This window comes from Streptomyces sp. NBC_00083, from assembly GCF_026343295.1.
In the GTDB taxonomy this organism is placed as follows: Bacteria; Actinomycetota; Actinomycetes; order Streptomycetales; family Streptomycetaceae; genus Streptomyces.
In genome coordinates this window covers 824,628-845,743 of the sequence record NZ_JAPELY010000002.1, presented here as the reverse complement: position 1 = coordinate 845,743, position 21,116 = coordinate 824,628, and the positions used below count along the sequence as shown (strand labels likewise).

At 71.9% G+C, this 21,116-nt stretch carries 22 protein-coding genes; 12 read left to right on the top strand and 10 right to left on the bottom strand.

Annotated features, from left to right (window positions below; all coding sequences use genetic code 11):
• Positions 1-89: 89 nt before the first annotated feature.
• The gene (locus OOJ98_RS20265) at positions 90-1,055 is read right to left on the bottom strand and encodes a zinc-binding dehydrogenase (protein WP_267056340.1); all 966 of its coding nucleotides are present in this window, start codon (positions 1,053-1,055) and stop codon (positions 90-92) included.
• A gap of 148 nt (positions 1,056-1,203) precedes the next feature.
• Positions 1,204-2,421 carry an NADP-dependent malic enzyme gene (locus OOJ98_RS20260; RefSeq protein WP_267056339.1) on the bottom strand — a complete coding sequence of 406 codons (1,218 nt, stop codon included), beginning with the start codon at positions 2,419-2,421 and terminating at the stop codon, positions 1,204-1,206.
• A 615-nt stretch (positions 2,422-3,036) separates the two neighbouring features.
• On the opposite strand from OOJ98_RS20260, the gene OOJ98_RS20255 reads away from it, so the two are divergent.
• The 3 genes from OOJ98_RS20255 to OOJ98_RS20245 are packed head-to-tail and all read left to right on the top strand — an operon-like array spanning position 3,037 to position 5,728.
• Positions 3,037-3,993, top strand: coding sequence for an ABC transporter substrate-binding protein (locus OOJ98_RS20255; protein ID WP_267056338.1), 957 nt, complete (start codon positions 3,037-3,039; stop codon positions 3,991-3,993).
• Positions 3,994-4,020: 27 nt separating this feature from the next.
• Positions 4,021-4,956, top strand: a complete 936-nt coding sequence (locus tag OOJ98_RS20250) for an amino acid ABC transporter permease (protein WP_267056337.1) — start codon at positions 4,021-4,023, stop codon at positions 4,954-4,956.
• Positions 4,957-4,960: 4 nt separating this feature from the next.
• Positions 4,961-5,728: an amino acid ABC transporter ATP-binding protein gene (locus OOJ98_RS20245; protein WP_323177915.1), complete on the top strand. Its 768-nt coding sequence runs from the start codon at positions 4,961-4,963 to the stop codon at positions 5,726-5,728.
• Between the two features lie 58 nt (positions 5,729-5,786).
• Here OOJ98_RS20245 and OOJ98_RS20240 read toward each other — a convergent pair whose 3' ends face one another.
• On the bottom strand, positions 5,787-6,476 hold the full coding sequence (locus OOJ98_RS20240; protein WP_267057040.1) for a trans-aconitate 2-methyltransferase: 690 nt from the start codon (positions 6,474-6,476) through the stop codon (positions 5,787-5,789).
• Positions 6,477-6,753: 277 nt separating this feature from the next.
• Here OOJ98_RS20240 and OOJ98_RS20235 point away from each other — a divergent pair, with 277 nt between their 5' ends.
• Complete coding sequence (locus tag OOJ98_RS20235; protein ID WP_267056336.1) at positions 6,754-7,368, top strand: CGNR zinc finger domain-containing protein; 615 nt, start codon at positions 6,754-6,756, stop codon at positions 7,366-7,368.
• Here OOJ98_RS20235 and sodX read toward each other — a convergent pair.
• Positions 7,287-7,712, bottom strand: a complete 426-nt coding sequence (gene sodX / locus OOJ98_RS20230) for a nickel-type superoxide dismutase maturation protease (RefSeq protein ID WP_267056335.1) — start codon at positions 7,710-7,712, stop codon at positions 7,287-7,289. The two genes, OOJ98_RS20235 and sodX, sit on opposite strands and share 82 nt — an antisense overlap.
• Positions 7,713-7,887: 175 nt before the next feature.
• On the opposite strand from sodX, the gene sodN reads away from it, so the two are divergent.
• From sodN to OOJ98_RS20215, 3 genes are all read left to right on the top strand, one after another.
• Positions 7,888-8,283, top strand: a complete 396-nt coding sequence (sodN, locus tag OOJ98_RS20225) for a superoxide dismutase, Ni (RefSeq protein ID WP_267056334.1) — start codon at positions 7,888-7,890, stop codon at positions 8,281-8,283.
• 217 nt (positions 8,284-8,500) lie between these two features.
• The gene (locus OOJ98_RS20220; RefSeq protein ID WP_267057039.1) at positions 8,501-8,953 is read left to right on the top strand and encodes an NUDIX domain-containing protein; all 453 of its coding nucleotides are present in this window, start codon (positions 8,501-8,503) and stop codon (positions 8,951-8,953) included.
• 47 nt (positions 8,954-9,000) lie between these two features.
• On the top strand, positions 9,001-9,411 hold the full coding sequence (locus tag OOJ98_RS20215) for a VOC family protein (protein ID WP_267056333.1): 411 nt from the start codon (positions 9,001-9,003) through the stop codon (positions 9,409-9,411).
• Between the two features lie 171 nt (positions 9,412-9,582).
• Here OOJ98_RS20215 and OOJ98_RS20210 read toward each other — a convergent pair whose 3' ends face one another.
• The 5 genes from OOJ98_RS20210 to OOJ98_RS20190 all read right to left on the bottom strand — a co-directional run bounded on the left by OOJ98_RS20210 (position 9,583) and on the right by OOJ98_RS20190 (position 14,773).
• Positions 9,583-10,029: a DUF6304 family protein gene (locus tag OOJ98_RS20210; protein WP_267056332.1), complete on the bottom strand. Its 447-nt coding sequence runs from the start codon at positions 10,027-10,029 to the stop codon at positions 9,583-9,585.
• 220 nt (positions 10,030-10,249) lie between these two features.
• Positions 10,250-10,849, bottom strand: a complete 600-nt coding sequence (locus OOJ98_RS20205) for a GNAT family N-acetyltransferase (protein WP_267056331.1) — start codon at positions 10,847-10,849, stop codon at positions 10,250-10,252.
• 26 nt (positions 10,850-10,875) lie between these two features.
• A complete protein-coding gene (locus OOJ98_RS20200; protein WP_267056330.1) occupies positions 10,876-12,099 on the bottom strand; it encodes an MFS transporter in 1,224 nt (407 codons plus the stop codon).
• Positions 12,100-12,265: 166 nt separating this feature from the next.
• A complete protein-coding gene (locus tag OOJ98_RS20195) occupies positions 12,266-13,297 on the bottom strand; it encodes a polyprenyl synthetase family protein (RefSeq protein WP_267056329.1) in 1,032 nt (343 codons plus the stop codon).
• Between the two features lie 78 nt (positions 13,298-13,375).
• Complete coding sequence (locus OOJ98_RS20190) at positions 13,376-14,773, bottom strand: family 2B encapsulin nanocompartment shell protein (RefSeq protein WP_267056328.1); 1,398 nt, start codon at positions 14,771-14,773, stop codon at positions 13,376-13,378.
• Positions 14,774-15,019: 246 nt separating this feature from the next.
• Here OOJ98_RS20190 and OOJ98_RS20185 point away from each other — a divergent pair, with 246 nt between their 5' ends.
• From OOJ98_RS20185 to OOJ98_RS20170, 4 genes are all read left to right on the top strand, one after another.
• Positions 15,020-15,463: an Rrf2 family transcriptional regulator gene (locus tag OOJ98_RS20185; RefSeq protein WP_267056327.1), complete on the top strand. Its 444-nt coding sequence runs from the start codon at positions 15,020-15,022 to the stop codon at positions 15,461-15,463.
• A 102-nt stretch (positions 15,464-15,565) separates the two neighbouring features.
• Positions 15,566-16,795 carry a globin domain-containing protein gene (locus tag OOJ98_RS20180; RefSeq protein ID WP_267056326.1) on the top strand — a complete coding sequence of 410 codons (1,230 nt, stop codon included), beginning with the start codon at positions 15,566-15,568 and terminating at the stop codon, positions 16,793-16,795.
• Positions 16,796-16,926: 131 nt separating this feature from the next.
• Complete coding sequence (locus OOJ98_RS20175; RefSeq protein WP_267056325.1) at positions 16,927-17,517, top strand: N-acetylmuramoyl-L-alanine amidase; 591 nt, start codon at positions 16,927-16,929, stop codon at positions 17,515-17,517.
• A 22-nt stretch (positions 17,518-17,539) separates the two neighbouring features.
• On the top strand, positions 17,540-18,427 hold the full coding sequence (locus OOJ98_RS20170) for a 1-aminocyclopropane-1-carboxylate deaminase/D-cysteine desulfhydrase (protein WP_267056324.1): 888 nt from the start codon (positions 17,540-17,542) through the stop codon (positions 18,425-18,427).
• 540 nt (positions 18,428-18,967) lie between these two features.
• Here OOJ98_RS20170 and OOJ98_RS20165 read toward each other — a convergent pair.
• Entirely contained in the window at positions 18,968-20,608 is a 1,641-nt protein-coding gene (locus OOJ98_RS20165) for a Na+/H+ antiporter (RefSeq protein WP_267056323.1), read from the bottom strand.
• A 55-nt stretch (positions 20,609-20,663) separates the two neighbouring features.
• Here OOJ98_RS20165 and OOJ98_RS20160 point away from each other — a divergent pair, with 55 nt between their 5' ends.
• Positions 20,664-20,924, top strand: coding sequence for a UBP-type zinc finger domain-containing protein (locus OOJ98_RS20160; RefSeq protein ID WP_267056322.1), 261 nt, complete (start codon positions 20,664-20,666; stop codon positions 20,922-20,924).
• Positions 20,925-21,116 lie beyond the last annotated feature (192 nt).

The following is a 21,116-nucleotide window of genomic DNA, read 5'->3' as shown; positions in this document are numbered from 1 at the left end:
TCGGAAAAAGGGCCGCGGCCCCGCGCACGCACGCGCGGACCCACGGCCCCGAAGCCCGGCCGGACCGGCCGGCCCTCCCCCGGCCCGCCTCACCCCACCGTGAGCACGACCTTTCCGAACAGGTCGCCCGACGCCACCTTCTCGAAGCCCTCACGCGCCCGGTCCAGCGGAAGGACCTCGTCGATGACGGGACGTACCCCCGTGGCCGAGCAGAACGCCAGCAGGTCCTCCAGCTCGTCCTTCGTGCCCATCGTGGAGCCCACGACCTTCAGTTCGAGGAAGAAGATGCGGGTCAGCTCGGCGTGGGCGGGACGGTCGCCGCTGGTGGCGCCGGAGATGACCAGGGTGCCGCCGGGCCGCAGCGACTTGACCGAGTGGGACCAGGTCGCAGCGCCCACCGTCTCGATCACCGCGTCGACGCGCTGCGGCAGCCGCGCACCGGATTCGTACGCCTCGACCGCGCCCAGCTCCACGGCCCGCTTGCGCTTGGCCTCGTCGCGGCTGGTCGCGAAGACCCGCAGGCCCGCCGCCTTGCCGAGCACGATCGCGGCGGTGGCGACCCCGCCGCCCGCGCCCTGCACGAGCACCGAATCCCCGGGCCGCACACCGGCGTTGGTGAAGAGCATCCGGTACGCCGTGAGCCACGCCGTCGGCAGGCACGCGGCCTCCGCGAAGCTCATCCCCTTCGGCTTGGGCAGCACGTTCCAGGTGGGCACGGCGACCTGCTCGGCGAAGGTGCCCTGGTACTTCTCGGTGAGGATCGAGCGGCCCTCGGTGGGGCCGACCCCGTGGCCGCTCTGGCCGATCACCGAGTGCAGGACGACCTCGTTGCCGTCCCGGTCGATCCCGGCCGCGTCGCAGCCCAGGATCATCGGCAGCTTGTCCTCGCCGAGTCCGACGCCGCGCAGCGACCAGACGTCGTGGTGGTTGAGGGAGGCGGCCCGTACGTCGATCAGGCTCCAGCCGGGGCGTACCTCGGGGGCCGGCCGCTCCCCCAACTCAAGGCCGCTGAGCGGCTGGTCACGGTCGATGCGGGCGGCGTAGGCGGCGAACATGGCCCCGACCCTAGGGTGCGGGGCCCGGCTGCCGGAACCTCCCACGGCTGTGACGCCCCGCACGCCGCACGGCGGCCACGAAAAAGCCGTGCCGGGCTCCCCCGGAGGAGGGCCCGGCACGGCTTGTGCGCAGAGCTACCGCGCGGTGTTACCGGCGCGCCACGCCCTCGGCGCGGGCGGCGGCCGCCACCGCGGCGGTGACGGCGGGGGCGACCCGCTCGTCGAACGGCGACGGGATGACGTAGTCGGCGGCGAGCTGGTCGCCCACGACGTCGGCCAGCGCGTTGGCCGCGGCGATCTTCATGCCCTCGGTGATCCGGGAGGCCCGGACCTGGAGGGCGCCCGCGAAGATGCCGGGGAACGCGAGCACGTTGTTGATCTGGTTCGGGTAGTCCGAGCGGCCGGTGGCCACGACCGACGCGTACTTGTGCGCGATGTCGGGGTGCACCTCGGGGTTCGGGTTGGCCATCGCGAAGACGAAGGCACCCGGCGCCATCGAGGCGACCGCGGGCTCGGGGACCGTACCGCCGGAGACGCCGATGAAGACGTCCGCGCCGGCCAGCGCGCTCTCCAGCGAGCCGGTCAGGCCCGCCTTGTTGGTGAGCTCGGCGAGCTCCCGCTTGACGTCCGTCAGGTCCGTACGGTCGCTGCTGACGATGCCCTTGCGGTCCGTGACCGCCACGTCGCCGAGGCCCGCTTCGAGCAGGAACTTGGCGATGGCGACACCGGCCGCGCCGGCCCCGGAGATCACGGCGCGCAGGTCGCCGAGGGTGCGTCCGGTGAGCTTCGCGGCGTTGCGCAGGGCGGCCAGGGTGACGACGGCCGTGCCGTGCTGGTCGTCGTGGAAGACCGGGATGTCCAGGGCTTCCTGCAGGCGCCGCTCGATCTCGAAGCAGCGGGGGGCCGAGATGTCCTCCAGGTTCACCCCGCCGAAGGAGGGGGCGAGGCGGACGACGGTCTCGATGATCTCGTCCGTGTCGGTGGTCGCGAGCGCGATCGGCACCGCGTCGACGCCGCCGAACTGCTTGAAGAGGATCGCCTTGCCCTCCATGACCGGGAGGGAGGCCTCGGGACCGATGTCACCGAGTCCGAGCACCGCGGTGCCGTCCGTCACGACGGCGACCACCTGCGACTTCCAGGTGTAGTCGTGGACCAGCTCCGGGTTCTCCGCGATCGCGCTGCACACCTTGGCGACGCCCGGCGTGTAGGCGAGGGACAGGTCGTCCTTGTCCCGGATCGGCACGGTGGCCTGCACGGCCATCTTGCCGCCACGGTGGAGCGCGAAGGCAGGGTCGAAGGATTCGACGGAATCTCCGTAGCCCTCCGTGCTGCTGTCGCTGCGAGGATTGACGATCTCCGCTGCCATGGTGTTGTACCCCTTAAGTCTTCATCAGTTGAGGGTGGCCACTCCTTGTTGAGGAGGGGTGGGCGGACCCGCGTACGTTCCCCGCTGAGGGCGGTTGGCCCACCCCGCGGGGAGGAGGTACGTACGCGCGGGCGCGCCGCACACGCGCCCTGAGCCCCGGATGAGGGGTGTAAGGATCCTTCTTACCGGACAGAGACGTCCGCCGACGAGTCCATATTGACCCAGCGCCGACGCCGCGTCGCAAGCGGCCTCCGTACCGTGACACGACTCTTCACGTGTTGTCACGACAAGTCGGTTACGCGGCATGGAACAGGTCCGTGCCGCCGCATGAACCGGAGATTCTGCGGTCCGCGCGGGCACTGCCCGCACATGGTCCGGCGCCCGGAGCCGGGATGTGGCGGCCTGGACGGTTTCGGGGGGTGACCCGTTATCCGATTTTGACATGGCTGCGACCCTGATTTCCGCGGTCCGAATGGCAAGATGCGACTTCACACGCGGTTCACACCGCGGTCGCGACACCCGAGGATGCGTGCACGACCACCGCCAGGACCTGTGCGTTCTCGCTGTACGCACTCCATGGCCACTCCACTCACCACCTGCCGGAGGAACCCGACCATGACCGCAAGCACCACCCGCCGCACGACCGCCTCCACGTCCCGGATTGCCGCGGTCGGCGCGATCGCGGTCGCGGGCGCCCTCCTGGTGACCGGCTGCGGTGACCAGACGAAGAAGGGCTCGGCGCCCGAGTCCTCGGGCTCCAGCACCGCCCCGCTGTTCTCCAAGCTCCCCGCCAACATCCAGAAGGCCGGCGTCATCAAGGTCGGTACGGACGCCACGTACGCGCCCATGGAGTTCAAGCAGGGCGAGAACATCGTCGGCATCGACCCCGACATCGCCGCGGCCCTCGGCAAGCAGCTCGGGGTGAAGTTCGAGTTCACCAGCGGCACCTTCGACACCCTGCTCGGCGCGCTGCCCACCGGCCGCTACGACGCGGTCATGTCCTCGGTGAGCGACACCAAGGCCCGCCAGGAAGGCCTTGACAAGGACGGCAAGAAGACCGGTACGGGAGTCGACTTCGTCGACTACTACACCGCGAGCACCGGCATCCTGGTCAAGAAGGGCAACCCGCAGGGCATCAAGTCCACCGACGACCTCTGCGGCAAGACCATCGCCGTGCAGCGCGGCACCACCTACGAGCAGGCCGCCAAGGACCTCGCCGCCAAGTGCGAGAAGGACGGCAAGGGCAAGCTGAGCTTCGAGCCCTTCTCCACCGACGCCGAGGCGCAGACCCGCGTCAAGGCCGGCGGCGCCGTGGCCGACCTCAACGACTCCCCGGTCGCCGCGTACATCGCGAAGACCGCGGGCGGCGGCGCCGACTTCGAGTCGGTCGCCAACCCCTCGGACGCGGGCCCGTTCGGCATCGCGGTGGACAAGAAGAACACCCAGCTGCGCGACGCCCTGTCGCAGGCTCTTGACGCGATCATCAAGGACGGCTCGTACAAGGCGGCCATCGACAAGTGGGGCGGCGCGCAGGGCGCCGTCACCAAGGCAGCCATCAACGGCGGCTCCTGACCCGCGCACCACTGAAGGGCAGTCGCTGTGACTGACAAGCTCGACAAGACCCCCTCCGGCCCGGCCGACGCCGCGCCGGAGCAGGTCCCGCCGGATGTCATCCGTGCCATCCCGGTCCGCCACTACGGCCGCTGGGTCAGCGCCGTACTCGTCGTCGCCGTGCTCGGCGCGCTCGCGTACGCGTTCGCCCAGGGCAATGTGCGCTGGGCCACCGTCACCGACAAGCTGTTCGACTCCAGCATCCTGACCGGCCTGTGGCACACCGTGCTGATCAGCGTCGTCTCGATGGCGGTGGGTCTGGCCCTCGGTGTGCTGTTCGCCGTGATGCGGCTCTCGAAGAACCCGGTGACCAGCTCGGTCGCCTGGCTGTACATCTGGTTCTTCCGCGGCACCCCGGTCTACGTACAGCTCCTCATCTGGTTCAACCTGGCGCTGATCTTCCCGATCCTGAACCTCGGGTTCTACAAGGACTACATGACCGCGGTCATGACTCCGTTCCTCGCCGCCCTGCTCGGCCTCGGTCTCAACGAGGGCGCGTACATGGCGGAGATCGTCCGGGCCGGCATCCAGTCGGTGGACGAGGGACAGACCGAGGCCTCGCACGCGCTCGGCATGACGCAGATGCAGACCATGCGCCGCGTGGTGCTCCCCCAGTCGATGCGGGTGATCATCCCGCCGACGGGCAACGAGTTCATCAACATGCTGAAGACGTCGTCGCTAGTCGTCGCCGTCCAGTACCAGGACCTGCTGCGCAGCGCCCAGGACGTCGCCGCGACCTCGTTCGCGGTGATGGAGATGCTCTTCGTGGCGTCGATCTGGTACCTGGCCCTGACCAGCGTGTTCAGTGTCGGCCAGTACTACCTGGAGCGCCGATTCGCCCGCGGTTCGCTGCGCGCCCTGCCGCCCACGCCGCTGGAGCGCATCAAGTCGAACCTGCTCTCCCTCTCCCACTGGCGGCGGTGACCCCATGACTGCACAACCGATGGTCAAGGCGGAGGGCGTCCACAAGTCGTTCGGCCCCGCCCACATCCTCAAGGGCATCGACCTGGAGGTGGCCGAGGGCGAGGTGTTCTGCCTGATCGGCCCGTCCGGCTCCGGCAAGTCCACCTTCCTGCGGTGCATCAACCACCTGGAGCAGATCAACGCCGGGCGGCTCTACGTCGACGGCGAGCTGGTCGGCTACCGGCAGAAGGGCGACAAGCTCTACGAGCTGAAGGACAGTGAAGTCGCCCTGAAGCGCCGGGACATCGGCATGGTCTTCCAGCGCTTCAACCTGTTCCCGCACATGACCGCCGTCGAGAACGTCATGGAGGCGCCGGTCCAGGTCAAGCGCGAGTCGAAGTCGGTGGCCCGCGAGCGGGCGCTGAAGCTGCTCGACCGGGTGGGCCTCGCCGACAAGGCGGGCAACTACCCCTCGCAGCTCTCCGGCGGCCAGCAGCAGCGCGTGGCGATCGCCCGTGCGCTGGCGATGCAGCCGAAGCTGATGCTCTTCGACGAGCCGACCTCCGCGCTCGACCCCGAGCTGGTGGGCGATGTCCTGGACGTCATGCGGGGCCTGGCCGAGGACGGCATGACGATGATCGTGGTCACCCACGAGATGGGCTTCGCGCGCGAGGTCGGCGACTCGCTGGTGTTCATGGACGACGGTGTGGTGGTCGAGGCGGGCCACCCGCGCGACGTCCTGACCAACCCGCAGCACGACCGGACGAAGTCGTTCCTGTCGAAGGTGCTGTAACCGGCCGATGGACGAGGGGGGTTGCGGGCCGAGGCTCGCAACCCCCCTTTTCGCTGCCCTACTTGAGGGCGAGGAGCAGCGTGTCGGAGGGCGAGGCCCAGACGGGGCGGGCCTCGGCGAATCCGGCCGCGCGCAGGGTGGCGGCGTGCCAGGACGCGGAGGGCATGTCGCCGTCGGCGTGCTCGCCGTAGATCTCGTACCGCTGGGCGGTGGGTCCCGCGAGCACCGGGTCCGCGGCGGCCAGCGCCCACCACTGCGCCCAGTCGAGGGCGCCCCCGGCCTTGGCGTGGTCCATCCGGGCGTGGCGGTGGGCGCGTTCGGCGGCGTTGATGCGGGGCGTGGCCGGGTCGATCATGTGGTCGGCGTTCATGAACACACCGCCGTCGCGGACGAGCCCGCCGATCTGCCCGTAGAGCACGGCCAGCGGCTCGCTGTGCAGCCAGTGCAGGGCGGTCGCGGTCAGGACGGCGTCATAGGTCTCGTACGGGAGCGACTCGGCCCACTTCGGGTCCTTGAGGTCGGCGGTGACGAACGTGGCCCGGCCGTCCCCGGCGAAGGTGCCCTCGGCGATGGCGAGGAGCGCGGGGTCCAGGTCGACGCCGGTGCTGACCGCGTCGGGGAACCTCGCGAGGAGGCGGTCCGTGATGCTGCCCGTGCCGCACGCCAGGTCGAGCACGCGCGGCGCGGGGCCGACGCAGGCCTCGACCATGTCGAGCATGACCCGGAAGCGTTCCTCGCGGTCCGGCATGTACCACTCCTGCTGCCGGTCCCAGCTGTCCTGCCAGCCCCGCCAGGAATCGGGGGCACCGGCCTCCGCCTCGGACCCGGTATCCGTCCCGACGCCGACGCCGACTCCGGTCCCGGTCGTCCCGGTCCCGGTCCCCGGCCCCGCACCCGTCTCCGCGTTCGTACTCGTTTCCGACACCGGAAGCCCTCCTTGGGAGCCACTGTGTAATACCCTCGAAGGGTACCCAGCCGTTACCTGAATCGCTCCCGACCCTAGACCGCCGCCGTAAGGACTACAAGTGGAACTGGCCTATTACTCGGACTACGCCGTACGCCTGGTCAACACCGAGGAGCCGGCCCGCAACAAGGACGCGCTGACATCGGTCGACGCGGTCCGGGAGCTGTTCGGCGGCAACCAGTCGGCGGCCCGCAGGGCGACCGACGCGGATGTGACGCGCTTCCGATCGGTGCGGGCCCGGCTGCGGGCGGTCTTCGAGGCGGCGGACCGCGGCGAGGAGGTTCAGGCGGTGGACCTGCTCAACTCGCTGCTCCTCGAATTCCCCGTCAGCCCGCAGGTGTCGGGACACGAGCACCGCGACGCGGACGACCGCCCGCTGTGGCACATGCACCTGGCCGACCACCCGTCGAACGCGACGGCCGGCTACGCGGCGATCGCCTCCATGGGCCTGGCGTTCCACCTGACGGAGTTCGGGGTCGACCGGCTGGGCCTGTGTCAGGCAGCGCCGTGCCGCAACGCCTATCTCGACACCTCGACCAACCGGTCGCGGCGCTACTGCTCGGACCGCTGCGCGACCCGCGCCAACGTCGCCGCCTACCGCGCCCGCAAGCGCCAGGAGACCGAGCGGTCGGACAGCACGAGCCTGACCGCCGAGACGGCCCAGGACGCCAGGTAGCCCGCCGTGCGCCGGCGCCCGGCCGTCATCGGCCGAAAGCGCCCGCGCACCCGGCCGAGCACCAGCTCGACCGGGACGGCGCCGAAGGCCCTGCTGTCCACGACCTCGTCGTCGGTGTTGTCGCCGAGCACCCACCAGCCGCTCTCGCGCAGCTCCATCAGCCGCTTGACGATGAGCAGATCCTGCTGCAGGGGGTGGCGCAGCACCGCCACGTCACCGGCCCGCAGCTCGGCTCCGTAATGCACGAGCAGCTGATCCCCGTGCAACAGCGTGGGGACCATCGAGGTCCCCAGGACCTCAGCGATCCCCAACGGCACCCTCGGCTCCCGCCCCTCGTCCGTCATCCGTCACCCACCTCCAGGCCACCGGCACCCCGCCGCCACACCCACGGTACGTTCCGCCACGAGTCCCGGGGTGACCCTGGACTTTTGACCTAAGCCCATGGGGGCACCCGCGAAATACCGTCTCTCACCGAGTAATGTCCCACCTGAGAAGACGATCACGAGGAAGGACAGCTCAATGCTTTCCCGCCTGTTTGCCCCCAAGGTGAAGGTCAGCGCGCACTGCGACCTGCCCTGCGGTGTGTACGACCCTGCCCAGGCCCGCATCGAGGCGGAGTCGGTCAAGGCCGTACAGGAGAAGTTCCAGGCCAACGAGGACCCGCACTTCCGTGCGCGTGCCGTGGTCATCAAGGAACAGCGTGCGGAGCTCGCGAAGCACCACGTCTCCGTGCTGTGGAGCGACTACTTCAAGCCCCCGCACTTCGAGAAGTACCCCCAGCTCCACCAGCTGGTCAACGACACCCTCAAGGCCCTCTCCACCGCGAAGGCCTCGACGGACCCGAAGACCGGCGAGAAGGCGCTCGAACTCATCGCCGAGATCGACCGCATCTTCTGGGAGACGAAGAAGGCCTGACCTCAGGTCACCCTTCGGAGCTGCGACGTCCTCTTCCCGGGCGCTCGCGGTGTCTCCAGGTCCGCACCCGGCCCGCAGGCCGCCGTACTCGGCGTCCATGACGGAGCGGGTGCGGACTTTTTTCGCCCTCGCGGCGCCGAGCCGTCCGACGAAGGGAACCACCGTGCCCCCGGGGACCGGCCACCGGCCACCAGCACCCGACCCCGCGCTCGGCGCGATGACGGTGCTGGTCGCCGCGGTCATCGTGCACGACACCGCCACCGACCGCGTGGTCCTGCTCCAGCGCGGCGAGCACGCCAAGTTCGGCCGGGGCCTGTGGGACCTGCCCGTCGGCAAGAGCGAACCGGGTGAGCCCATCACCGCGACGGCGGTCCGCGAGCTCCACGAAGAGACCGGTCTGACGGTGCGGCCAGAGGACCTGCACGTGGCGCACATCGTCCACGGCGCCTGGGGAGTCGAGGCCCCCAACGGCTACGTCACGGTCGTCTTCAGCGCCCGCACGTGGACCGGCGAACCCGAGAACCGCGAACCCGGCAAGCACGCCCAGGTCCGCTGGACGGACGTGAACGCCCTCCCCGACGCCTTCGTCCCCACCACCTCGAACGCCCTGCGGCACTACCTCGCGGGCCGCAGGCCGGGGGTTTCGCTGCGCGGGTGGCGTCACGCGTGATCGCGGGCACATCCGCGGAGGCGCCGCTTCCGGGTTAGGTTCGGGGTATGGAACCTCTGGATCCTCCGTACCCCCGGCTTCTCGTCGACCACTACGAGCCGGCGTTCCGGTTCTACGAGGCCGTGCTGCCCGAGCTCACCGGCTGCACCCTGGCGCGCGGCACCTCCGCCTCGGGCTACGCCAGTTGGGACGCGCCGGACGGGCGCACCGCGCTTGCCCTGTTCGCGCGGGCCGCGATGATCGCCGCGCTCGGCGAGGACGCGGTGCCGGGCGGCGGCGCCTCCCTCGTCATCCATACGGCGACGCGCGACGCCCTCGACGCGGCGGTCTCGCTCTGCGTCGAGGCCGGCGCCACCGTGGCCGCCCCCGCCCGCGAACTGCCCGCCTGGGGACCCGGGTTGCAGGCCGCGCACCTCCACGACCCGGACGGGAACCTGCTGGAGCTCCAGACCTACTGAGCGGGGCTCTCACGCGAGGCCCCGCCGCACCCAGCGCCACCCTCGGACGCCAGGGCCCGCGAGGCCCCGCCCGGAACGCGGAGCGGCCGCCCTGCGCCGGGGAGTCCTGGGACTCCCCGATGCGCGGCGGCCGCGTGGTGAGCGGGCGGAGGGACGAAGGGACGGGGCGGGCTAGATCGCGTCCAGGGGAGACCTCTGGAGGCTTGAGCCGGACGGGAGTTGGCGCCGGATGTCGTCGAGCACGGAGCCGAAGTCGAGCTCCGCCCGGCCGCTGGCGTACACCGCTCCCCCGAAGTGCAGCGCGACCCCGAGGTCGGGCTCCGGCGGTTTGAGGGAGAGCAGACAGCTCAGCGTGGCCTCCTGAACGGCGCCGTCGTCCGAGGAGACGGGCACGGGCATGTCCCATTCGAGTACGAAGTCACGGAGGTTCCCGCCGTCGAGCGCGAAGGTCCCGCTCTCCGTCGGTATCCCCGGCACGGGGCCGAGCGAGTCGAAGCTCGCTCCGGCGAAGTCGACCCCCCTGATCCGGGTCCGCAGTTGCGTCCCGTCCGTGGTGATCGTCAGCGCTTCTGATCCTAGGCGGTCGCGATACCAACCCGCCCATGACTGTGGTGTCATGCGCGGAGATTAGCGGCGTACGCTGCCGTTCGTCACAGGGGGTGACCGAAATGAGTGGTACCGCTTCCTTGTGCCCTTCGAGACGAGCACCCCGTTCTCGCATGATCGCGACCGACTTCGACCGGCGCCGGGTCAGGGCCATTTCATGCCGGGCCGGGTGAATCCGGCGCACCCGTCACCGTCGAGGTCCCGTACCGCCGCGATCGCGGCCTCGCGTCCCTCAGGCCTTCGGCTCGCGCCACATCGGGAAGACCTGGGGGCCGTCCGGCAGCCGCACCGGCTCGCCGAGCGGCGCGAACCCGAGGCGCCGGTAGAGCGCGGGGCTGCGCTCGCTGCTGGCCTCCAGGTACGCGGGCAGGCCCTCCCGGTCGCACCGCTCCAGGACGGCCGTGATCAGCTCGGTGCCGAGGCCGCGGCCCTGCCGGTCCGGAAGCACGCCGACCATCATCAGGTACGCGTGGGCACGGCCGTGCGGGTGGTGGGCGCCCATGAAGTGGGCCATCAGCTCGACCCGTTCGTTGTCGGGGTCGACGTAGGCCCGCAGCTGCGCCGGGCCGTCGTCGCCACCCCCCGGCTGCTGCGGCTCGGCCGGGACGTCGAGCCACAGCGCGACCGCGGATCCGTCCTCGGCGAGGTCCACGTGCCCCTCGTCGAGGGAGATCTGGAAGAACGCCGCCATCAGGCGCGGGTGCGCCGCGGGGCGCCGCGCCGGGTCGGGCAGCACCCAGCAGCTCACCGGGTCGTCGCGGAACGCCTCGTCCAGGATCCCCACCGCCGCCTCCGCATCGCGCTGTGCCGCCCGCCTGATCCGTAGGCTCATGCGCGCCGCTCCCGTCTCGTGGACCGTCAACCGACCTTCACCATCGCAGAGTCGACGCGCTCCGCCCAGCGGACCGCGGGCCCGAGCGCGAGGCCGGCGCCGAGGAACAGGGCGCCGAGCAGCAGCCAGCCGGGCGTGCCCCAGTCGACGATCAGCGCGGTGAGCAGCAGCGGGCCGAGCATCCGGGCCAGCGGCACGCCCATTCCGAAGAACCCCTGGTACTGGCCCTGTTGCTCGGCGGGCGCGAGATCGAAGCCGATCTGCCAGGCGCCGGCCGACTGCATCATCTCGCCCGCCACCTGGAGCGCGCCGGCGACGAGCAGGACGGCCACGGCGGTCCAGACGGGCGCGTCGAGGGCGCTCAGCGCGAACACCGCGCAGGAGGCCAGCATCAGGGCCCCGCCGCGGGCCACGGTCCGTACGGCGCTCGGCAGATCGCGTACGGCGGACGCGGTACGGACCTGGAAGAGCATCACCGCGCCGGTGTTGAGCACGAGCAGCGCGGACACCAGCCAGCCCGGTGCGTCGGTGCGGGTGACGGTCCACAGCGGGACGGCGAGGCTGATCAGCGGCATCCGCAGCAGGAGCAGCGTGTTGAGGAAGGTGACCAGGGCGTACGGCCGGTCGCGCAGCACCGTGAAGCGGGGGCCGCGGCCCGGGGACGCGGGGGTGGGTGCCACCTCGGGGAGCCGGAGCAGCACGAGCGCGCAGAGCAGGAAGGCGGCCGCGTCCATCGCGAAGACGGAGAGGTACGCGGTGCGGGTGCCGTAGTGCAGCGCGACCCCGCCGATCGCGGCGCCGACGGCGAGCCCGGCGTTGAGCGTGGACTGGAGGTGCGCGAGGAGGCGGGTGCGGTCCCGGCGGGCGACGAGCGCGGCCAGCAGCGCCTGGCGGGCGGCGGCGAGGCCGGTCTGCGCGGTGGCGTAGCAGCACGCGGCGAGCACGAAGGGCAGGAAGCCGCGGACGAAGAGGAAGGCGCCGACCGAGACGCCGGTGGCGGCGGCGAGCAGAACGGCCACGGTGCGCGGGCCGCGCCGGTCGGCGAGCTGCCCCAGCGGCACCCCGGCGAGCGCCCCCACGGCCCAGGCGAGCGTGAGTCCGAGACCTATCCGGGTGGGAGGCAGGCCGACGACGCGGCTGAAGTACAGCGCAGAGGTGACGAGGAAGGCGCCGTCCCCGAGCGCGTTGACGAGCTGGGCGACGGCGAGGGCACGGGCGGGACCGGCGGGCGGCAGGAGACGGGAGGGCATGGACTCATCCAACCCGCTCAAGTGGCCTGGCCCGAGGTCCACTTGTGAGCCGGTTCCCTGGGCCAATCGCCCGTTTCCCGGATCCCGGAGCACACCACCGGCCACCGCGCGGTCACCCGGCGCGGCCCCGTCACCCGCTGCCGCCCGGTCACCCCGCGCCGCGCGGTCACCCGGTGCGTCGGGTCACGCATTCGGCCAGGGCGAGGAGTTCACCCGCCGCGGCAGGATCGGGCACGGCGCGTGCGAGGTGGTCGACCGCGCGGGCCATGCGGTCGGCGGCGTGGAGCTGGGCCCAGTCGCGGCCGCCCGCCCGTTCCACGGCGTCGGCGGCCTCGCGGACCGCGTCGGGCTCCATCGGGCCCGCGTACAGGGCGGCGAGTTCGGCCGCCGCCGGGGTGCCCGTGCCGAGCGCGGCGACGACGGGCAGCGACTTCTTGTGCGCGGCGAGGTCGGCGCCGGCGGGCTTCTCCGTGTGCCCGGGGTCGCCCCAGATGCCGATGAGGTCGTCGATGAGCTGGAAGGCGAGCCCGGCCTCGCGCCCGAACGCGTCCATGGCGGCGACTTCCTCCTCGCCGGCCCCGGCGTACAGGGCGCCGAGTGCGCAGGCGCAGCCGAGCAGGGCGCCGGTCCTCGCCGTCGCCGTCGCGAGGCAGTCGTCGAGCGAGACGTCCTGCGGGGCCCGGTGCTCGACGGCGCGGTCGGCCTGCCGGCCCGCGCACAGCTCGATGACACACGCGGCGAGCCGGGCCGAGGCCGCGCCGGCCGCGGGGTGGCCGTCGTCGGCGATCACCCGCAGTGCGTGAGCGAGCAGCGCGTCGCCCACGAGGATGGCGTCGGGGGCACCGAACACGGCGCGGACGGTGGGGCGGTGGTGCCGTGGGACGTCCTCGTCGACGACGTCGTCGCGGAGCAGGGTGACGTGGTGGACCAGTTCCACGGCTGCGGCCGGCCGGACCGCCGCTTCGGGCCGGCCCCCGAGCGCGTGCGCGGCGGCGAACACGAGGGCCGGGCGGATCGCCCTGGCCTCGGGGGCGCCGGCCGGGGAGCCGTCGGCGCTCTCCCAGCCGAAGTGGTACCGGGCGACCCGGCGCAGGGAGCCGGGCAGCGATTCGACGGTGGCGCGCAGGTGGGGCGTGACGACGGCACGGGTCCGCGCCAGCAGCTCGACGGCCTCACGGCCCTCCATGGCATCCGGCATGGCCAACTAGGGTGACCTTTCTCGGGGTTGACACGGACACCGGGCGCACCGCGTGAGGCGCGCGCCCGGACCGTGGGCTCACCGCCAGCGGCTGACCTCGACGTTCTCCAGGACGCCGAGCGCGTCGGGCACCAGGATGGCGGCCGAGTAGTAGGCCGTGACCAGGTACGAGATGATCGCCTGCTCGTCGATGCCCATGAAGCGGACCGAGAGGCTCGGCTCGATCTCGTCCGGGATCCCCGACTGCTGGAGCCCGATGACGCCCTGCTCGGCCTCGCCGGTACGCATGCAGATGATCGAGGTGGTACGGGCCTCGCTCACCGGGATCTTGTTGCACGGGAAGATCGGCACGCCGCGCCAGGCCGACACATGGGTGCCCGCGACCTCCACGGTCTCGGGGACCAGGCCGCGCTTGTTGCACTCGCGTCCGAAGGCGGCGATCGCGCGGGGGTGGGCGAGGAAGAGCTTGTTGCCGCGGCGGCGCGAGAGCAGTTCGTCCATGTCGTCGGGGCTCGGCACCCCGTCGTGCGGCTGGAGCCGCTGGCCGTAGTCGCAGTTGGCCAGGAGGCCGAACTCCCGGTTGTTGACGAGCTCGTGCTCCTGGCGCTCGCGCAGCGCCTCGACGGTGAGCCTGAGCTGGTGCTCGGTCTGGTTCATCGGCTGGTTGTAGAGGTCCGCCACCCGGCTGTGGACCTTCAACACCGTTTGCGCGACGGAGAGTTCGTACTCGCGGGGCGAGCCCTCGTAGTCGACGTAGGTGTGCGGGATGACGGCTTCGCCGACGTGGCCCGCGGAGAGGTCGATCGCCGCCTCGCCGTAGGTGTTGGTGCGCTGATGCGGCAGTGCGGAGACCGCCGTGAGGTGCGCGTGCAGCGACTCGGAGCGCTCGGCGAGGTTGAGCACGTCGGCCCGGCTCAGGACCAGGACGGTGCACGCGGTGGTGGCCCGGACCGTCCACTCCCAGGTGGCGTCCGACGAGACCAGGGCCTGCTCGCCGAAGTACGCCCCGTCGGCGAGGAAGCCGAGTTCGGTCTCGTCGCCGTACTGGCCGGTGCCGGTCTTCTCGACGCGGCCGTGCGCCAGCAGGAAGACCCGGTCCGTGACGTCGCCCGCGGTGGCGATGATCTCGCCCGCCCCGTACTCGCGCTGTTCGCAGCGGTTGGCGAGCTCGCCGAGCGCCGCCTCGTCCTCGAAGTCCCGCAGCGCGGGCAGCTCGCCCAGCTCGGCGGGGATGACCGCGACCCGCTCGCCGGTCTGGACGAAGGTGATCCGCCCGTCTCCCACGGAGTAGCTGAGCCGTCGGTTGACCCGGTACGTACCGCCCTGCACCTGGACCCACGGCAGCATCCGCAGCAGCCAACGGGAGGTGATCTCCTGCATCTGGGGGGCGGACTTGGTGGTGGTCGCCAAGTTCCGCGCGGCGGCTGTGCCGAGACTCTGCTGTGCGCGGTTCTCGGGACCTGCCTCGACCGACATGTGACTCCTTCTGGGCGCTCTCACGATCATCAAGCTGCGCCGATAACACTTCCATCACGGAGAGTCGGCGCGCCATTACTCAAATGAGTGGGATTGGAGCACCGGCCGGCCGGGCAGCCACCGCGCAGCGTTCGAACAGCCCCCGCGCGCCCCGGCGACCGCGCGGTCCGGCCATACCGGCCGACCACCACCCCTTGGCCCGGTCTTTTATTTGCACGGCCCATGCCAGTTACCTACGGTGCTTCCATGCGGCTGACGAGATTCACCGACCTCGCCCTGCGGGTGCTGATGCGCCTCGCGGTCGTCGAGAACGCCGACGGCCAGGCCCCGCCCACCACGCGCGAGGTCGCCGACGCGATGCGCATCGCGTACACGCACACCGCGAAGGTCGTCGCCCGGCTCCAGCACCTCGGCCTCGTGGAGGCGCGGCGCGGCCGGGGCGGCGGACTCACCCTCACCGCGGCGGGCCGGCTCGCCTCCGTGGGCGGGCTCGTGCGCGAACTCGAAGGGCCGGGCGACGTGGTGGACTGCGAGGGCGCGACGCCGTGCCCGCTCGCCGCGGCGTGCCGGCTGCGGCGCGCGCTGCACCGCGCCCAGGAGGCGTTCTACGAGTCCCTCGACGAGATCACCGTGGAGGACCTGATCGCCGCGCCGACCGGCCCGCTCCTGCTCGGCATCACCGGCCGCTGACCCCGCCGGCACCCCCGTCCGACCCCGCCGCGGCGTCCCGCGCCCCCCTCCCTTAGAGTCAAATTAGAGTCTTGGATACCAATTAAAACGAGGAGTCCGCCGATGCTGTCCGAGAAGTCGACCGCGGCCGTACGCGCCACCCTGCCCGCCGTCGGAGCGGCCATCGGCACCATCACCGAGCGGTTCTACGAGCGCCTCTTCGAGGCCCACCCGGCACTGCTGCGCGATCTGTTCAACCGGGGCAACCAGGCCGCCGGTCTCCAGAAGCAGGCGCTCGCCGGCTCCATAGCCGCGTTCGCGACGCACCTGGTCGACCACCCTGACGAGCGCCCGGACGCGATGCTCGGCCGCATCGCCCACAAGCACGCCTCGCTCGGCGTCACGGCGGAGCAGTACGAGGTCGTCCACGAGCACCTGTTCGCGGCGATCGCCGAGGTGCTCGGCCGTGCGGCCGCCCCCGGCCCGAACGGGGACGAGAGCCCGGGGAGGTTGACCCCCGAGACGGCCGGGGCCTGGGACGAGGTGTACTGGCTGATGGCGAACGCCCTCATCGCCATCGAGGCCCGCCTCCACGCGGAGCAGGGCGTGCTCGCGGGTGACGTCTGGCGCGCGTGGACGGTCGTCGGCCGCACCGAGGAGACCGCCGACTGCGCCACCTTCCGGCTGCGCCCCGCCGACGGCGCGCCCGCCCCCGCCTTCCGGCCCGGCCAGTACGTCTCCGTCCAGGTCGAACTGCCCGACGGGGCACGGCAGATACGCCAGTACAGCCTGACCTCGGCGCCCGGCAGCGAGCTGCGTTCCTTCACCGTGAAGCGCGTCACGGGCGCGCCCGACGGTGAGGTTTCCGGCCACCTCCACGCGCACCTGCGCGAGGGCGACTCGCTGCGCGTCTCGGCCCCGTACGGCGATCTGGTGCTCGACGCGTGCGACGCCCCGCTGCTGCTCGCCTCCGCGGGGATCGGCTGCACGCCGATGGTGGCGATGCTGGAGCAGCTCGCGGCCACCGGACACCGCTCGCCGGTGACCGTGGTGCACGGCGACCGCTCCCCCGCCGCGCATCCGCTGCGCGCCGACCACGCGGCGCTCACCGCCAAACTCCACGACGCGGCCGCCCACTTCTGGTACGAGGACCCCGAGCCCGGCCACCCCGCCAGCCGCACGGGCCGGGTGGACCTGGCGTCGGTGCCGGTCCCGTCCGGCACCCGCGCCTACCTCTGCGGCCCGCTCCCGTTCATGCGCGCCGTCCGCACCCAGCTGCTCGCCAAGGGCGTGGCCGCCGCCGACATCCACTACGAGGTCTTCGGCCCCGACCTGTGGCTCGCCCAGGACTGACGCGCCGCTCGGCCGCGCGCGGCAGGGCTGTCCGGATCGGCTCGCTCACCAATCCGAACAGATCGCCCCATAGCGGGAGCTGGGGTACAAGCGGTACGAGATGTTCCGCACCGCTCTGGAAGGAGGCGGCCATGGCCCCACCCATGTCCGCAGACCAGTTCCTCGCCGCCCTGCGCGCCGAGGGCCTCACCGTCGTCGAGGTCGGCCAGTGGCGCAGCCACAACCGGGCCGGCCACGGCGGCTGGGGGCCCGTCAACGGCGTCGTGATCCACCACACCGCCACCAGCGGCGCCGACGCCACGGTGCGCCTCTGCTACGACGGGTACGAGTCGCTGCCCGGCCCCCTCTGCCACGGCGTGATCACCAAGGACGGCCGGGTGCACCTCGTCGGCAACGGCCGCGCCAACCACGCGGGGGCGGGCGACGCGGACGTGCTGCGCGCCGTGATCGCCGAGAAGAGGCTGCCGCCGCCGCAGCGCAACGACACCGACGGCAACACGCACTTCTACGGCTTCGAGTGCGAGAACCTCGGCGACGGCAAGGACCCGTGGCCCCAGGCCCAGCTCGACGCCATCGAGAAGGCCGCGGCCGCCGTGTGCCGCCACTACGGCTGGACCGAGCGCTCCGTGATCGGCCACAAGGAGTGGCAGGTCGGCAAGGTCGATCCGCGCGGCTTCACCATGGACTGGCTGCGCGAACGCGTGCACGAGCGACTGAAGTGACGTTCGACGCGACAATGGCCGGATGAACCACGAAACGCTCGCCCCCCGCCTGCCCTCCCCCCTGGAGGAGGCGGCGGACGAGCGTTTCGCGCGGCACGGGGTACGGCTCCTCCTCAAGCGGGACGACCTGATCCATCCGGACCTCGTCGGCAACAAGTGGCGCAAGCTGGTGCCGAACCTGCGGGCCGCGGCCGGCCGGCCCGTGCTCACCTTCGGCGGCGCCTACTCCAACCACCTGCGCGCGACCGCCGCGGCGGGGCGCATCCTCGGCTTCCCCACGATCGGCGTCGTACGCGGCGACGAGCTCGCCGGGCGGCCGCTCAACCCCTCCCTCGCGCAGTGCGCGGCGGACGGCATGCGGCTCCACTTCGTCGACCGGTCGACCTACCGGCGCAAGTCCTCGCCGGACGTGCTCGCGGGCCTCCTCGACCTGCTCGGCCAGGACGCGTACGTCGTGCCCGAGGGCGGCAGCAACTCCCTCGCGGTACGCGGCTGTACGGCGCTCGGCGAGGAGCTGCGCGGAGTCACGGACGTGGTCGGGGTGGCCTGCGGCACGGGCGGCACCCTGGCCGGCCTGGCCGCCGGCCTCGCCCCCGGCCAGCGGGCGCTCGGGGTGCCGGTCCTCAAGGGCTCCTTCCTGACCTCGGAGGTCCGCGCCCTCCAGGAGACGGCCTTCGGCGGCCCCCGGGGCACCTGGACCCTGGACGACCGCTTCCACTTCGGGGGGTACGCACGCGTCCCGCCCGAGCTCGACGCGTTCGCGCGGGACTTCGAGGGGCGGCACGGGGTGGGGGTGGAGCGGGTCTATGTGGCGAAGCTCCTGTACGCGCTGGTGCAGCTGGCAGCGGAGGGCGCCTTCGACCCCGGCTCCACCGTAACGGCCATCCTGACCGGCACGCCGGGGCCCTAGGAGCGGTGCCCGTGGCAGGGTGCCTGGCATCGGCATCCCCAGCCCGTCCGGCGTTTGAGGACGAGCGCCCTCAAGGCGCGAACGGGGTCTGGGGCGAAGCCCCAGGCAACCCCGCTTTCGGGTGCGGACCGTGCCCGCGTCCCGCGCAGTTCCCCGCGCCCCTAGCGGCACGGGTGCCGGGCAACACGCACATCCCCAGCCCGTCCGGCGATTGAGGACGAGCGCCCTCAAGGCGCGAACCGGGGTCCGGGGCGGAGCCCCAGGCAACCCCGCCTACGCCTGCGGACCGTGCCCGCGTCCCGCGCAGTTCCCCGCGCCCCTAGCTACCCCACGCCGGGCGGCGCGAACATCCCCAGCCCGTCCGGCGATTGAGGACGAGCGCCTTCCGGGCGCGACACGGGTCTGGGGGTGGAGCCCCAGCAACCCCGCCTACGTCTGCGGACCGTGCCCGCGTCCCGCGCAGTTCCCCGCGCCCCTAGCTACGCCATGCCGGGCAGCGTGCACATCCCCAGCCCGTCCGGCGATTGAGGACGAGCGCCCTCAAGGCGCGAACGGGGTCTGGGGCGGAGCCCCAGGGGGTGGGTCAGGTTCGCCCTCGCGGTAGGCCGCGGCTTCTTCCAGGTCCAGCCTGCGCAGCAACGTCCGCATCATCTCGTCATCGATCCGCCGCGCGTCCCGCAGGGACACGAACACCTCCCGCTCCGCCTCGATCATCGCGCGCGACAACCGCCGGTACGTGTCGTCCGCCGACTCCCCCGTCTCCTCGTTGACCGCCCCCAACCGCTCCCACACCGCGTTGCGCCGCCGCTCGAGCACCGTCCGCAGCCGCGCGGCGAGCGGCGGCGGCAGGGCGTTGCGCTCGTCGGTGAGCAACTCGTCGAGCCGGTCCTCGGCCGCCCGCGAGGCCTCGCTCTGGGCCTGCGCCTCGGCGAGCGTCTCGGCCTGGGTGTCCCGCCCGGGAAGCTTGAGCAGCCGGATCAGCGGCGGCAGGGTCAGCCCCTGCACGACCAGCGTGCCGATCACCGTCGTGAAGGTCAGGAAGAGCACCAGGTTGCGCGCGGGGAACGCCGAGCCGTCCTCCATCGTCAGCGGGATGGAGAAGGCGATGGCGAGCGAGACCACGCCGCGCATCCCGGCCCACCCCACGATCACCGGCGCCGTCCAGTCGACGTCGGGCTCCCGCCCCCGCACCTTCGCGGACAGCCGGCGCGGCAGGAAGGTGGCCGGAAAGACCCAGACGAACCGGACCGCCACCACCAGGGCGAACACCCCCACCGCGTACCACACCGCCTCGCCGACCCCGTACTCCCCAAGTCCCCTGAGCACGACCGGCATTTGCAGTCCGATCAGCGCGAACACCGCCGATTCGAGGAGGAAGGCGACCATCTTCCAGACGGCCTCCTCCTGGAGCCGGGTGGCGAAGTCGACCTGCCAGGAGCGGTGGCCGAGGTAGAGCGCGACGACCACGACGGCGAGCACCCCCGACGCCCCGACCTGCTCGGCCGCCGCGTAGGCGATGAAGGGGATGAGCAGCGACAGGGTGTTCTGGAGCAGCGCCTCGTGCAGATGGCGGCGCAGCCAGTGGATCGGCAGCATGAGGACGAGTCCGACGCCGATGCCGCCGATGGAGGCGAGCGCGAACTCCTTGAGCCCGCCGCCCCAGGTCGCCCCCGCCCCGACGGCCGACGCGAGCGCCACCTTGTACGCGGTGATCGCGGTCGCGTCGTTCACCAGGGACTCGCCCTGGAGGATCGTGGTGATGCGGCCGGGCAGCCGCAGCCGGCGCGCGATGGCGGTGGCCGCGACCGCGTCGGGCGGCGCGATGACCGCGCCGAGCACCAGCGCCGCGGTGATCGGCAGATCGGGCACGAGCAGGTACGCGAGGTAGCCGACCACCACCGTCGCGAACAGCGTGTAACCGACGGAGAGCAGCGCGACCGGCCGGAGGTTGGCGCGCAGATCGAGGTAGGAACTCTCCAGGGCCGCCGTGTGCAGCAGCGGGGGCAGCACGAGCGGCAGCACGATGTGCGGGTCGAGGGTGTACGCCGGGACGCCGGGCACGTACGCCCCGATCAGCCCCACCGCCACCAGGAGCAGCGGCGCCGGCACCGGTGTCCTGCGGGCCCCTCCCGCCACCGCCGCGCTCGCCGCGATCAGCGCCACCAGCGGCAATGCATCCATCAGACAGTCCGTCCCCACTCACCCGCGCCGGGCGCTCCGTCGTAACCTGGCCATCATGAGCGAGTGTCCGCACGTTGCAGAACTGCCGCGCCCCGAGGCGTCCCCGCTGAACGACACCTGCCCGGAGTGTCTGAAGGAGGGTACGCACCCCGTACAGCTGCGCCTGTGCCTGGTCTGCGGTCATGTCGGCTGCTGCGACTCGTCGCCCAACCAGCACGCCACGGGCCACTTCAAGGAGACCGGTCACGCGGTGATGCGCACCTTCGAGCCGGGTGAGAGCTGGCGCTGGTGTTTCGTCGACGGACTGCTGGTGTGACGGCGGGGGTTCGACGCCCCGGTGCCTGGGTACGTCAACCCGGTCCCGGTTCACAGCAATTGGGCACTGCAAACCTCTAGCCACTGTCCGTACTCATGGGCTTACCATGAGTGACAGTCGCCGGGAGAGCTTCCGGCGACAGGGCACCATGGATCGCGATAGCGTCGCCAGTCCAGGTACGGACCCCGTACC

Bases quoted from the DNA above. Each gene is read 5' to 3' on its own strand.
- OOJ98_RS20240 (WP_267057040.1), bottom strand. From the start codon at position 6,476: ATGCCGGACCGCGAGGAACGCTTCCGGGTCATGCTCGACATGGTCGAG.
- OOJ98_RS20255 (WP_267056338.1), top strand. From the start codon at position 3,037: ATGACCGCAAGCACCACCCGCCGCACGACCGCCTCCACGTCCCGGATT.
- OOJ98_RS20175 (WP_267056325.1), top strand. From the start codon at position 16,927: ATGGCCCCACCCATGTCCGCAGACCAGTTCCTCGCCGCCCTGCGCGCC.
- OOJ98_RS20260 (WP_267056339.1), bottom strand. From the start codon at position 2,421: ATGGCAGCGGAGATCGTCAATCCTCGCAGCGACAGCAGCACGGAGGGC.
- OOJ98_RS20200 (WP_267056330.1), bottom strand. From the start codon at position 12,099: ATGCCCTCCCGTCTCCTGCCGCCCGCCGGTCCCGCCCGTGCCCTCGCC.
- OOJ98_RS20165 (WP_267056323.1), bottom strand. From the start codon at position 20,608: ATGGATGCATTGCCGCTGGTGGCGCTGATCGCGGCGAGCGCGGCGGTG.
- OOJ98_RS20205 (WP_267056331.1), bottom strand. From the start codon at position 10,849: ATGAGCCTACGGATCAGGCGGGCGGCACAGCGCGATGCGGAGGCGGCG.
- sodN (WP_267056334.1), top strand. From the start codon at position 7,888: ATGCTTTCCCGCCTGTTTGCCCCCAAGGTGAAGGTCAGCGCGCACTGC.
- OOJ98_RS20185 (WP_267056327.1), top strand. From the start codon at position 15,020: ATGCGGCTGACGAGATTCACCGACCTCGCCCTGCGGGTGCTGATGCGC.
- OOJ98_RS20190 (WP_267056328.1), bottom strand. From the start codon at position 14,773: ATGTCGGTCGAGGCAGGTCCCGAGAACCGCGCACAGCAGAGTCTCGGC.
- OOJ98_RS20170 (WP_267056324.1), top strand. From the start codon at position 17,540: ATGAACCACGAAACGCTCGCCCCCCGCCTGCCCTCCCCCCTGGAGGAG.
- OOJ98_RS20160 (WP_267056322.1), top strand. From the start codon at position 20,664: ATGAGCGAGTGTCCGCACGTTGCAGAACTGCCGCGCCCCGAGGCGTCC.
- sodX (WP_267056335.1), bottom strand. From the start codon at position 7,712: ATGACGGACGAGGGGCGGGAGCCGAGGGTGCCGTTGGGGATCGCTGAG.
- OOJ98_RS20210 (WP_267056332.1), bottom strand. From the start codon at position 10,029: ATGACACCACAGTCATGGGCGGGTTGGTATCGCGACCGCCTAGGATCA.
- OOJ98_RS20220 (WP_267057039.1), top strand. From the start codon at position 8,501: ATGACGGTGCTGGTCGCCGCGGTCATCGTGCACGACACCGCCACCGAC.
- OOJ98_RS20245 (WP_323177915.1), top strand. From the start codon at position 4,961: ATGACTGCACAACCGATGGTCAAGGCGGAGGGCGTCCACAAGTCGTTC.
- OOJ98_RS20180 (WP_267056326.1), top strand. From the start codon at position 15,566: ATGCTGTCCGAGAAGTCGACCGCGGCCGTACGCGCCACCCTGCCCGCC.
- OOJ98_RS20195 (WP_267056329.1), bottom strand. From the start codon at position 13,297: ATGCCGGATGCCATGGAGGGCCGTGAGGCCGTCGAGCTGCTGGCGCGG.
- OOJ98_RS20265 (WP_267056340.1), bottom strand. From the start codon at position 1,055: ATGTTCGCCGCCTACGCCGCCCGCATCGACCGTGACCAGCCGCTCAGC.
- OOJ98_RS20215 (WP_267056333.1), top strand. From the start codon at position 9,001: ATGGAACCTCTGGATCCTCCGTACCCCCGGCTTCTCGTCGACCACTAC.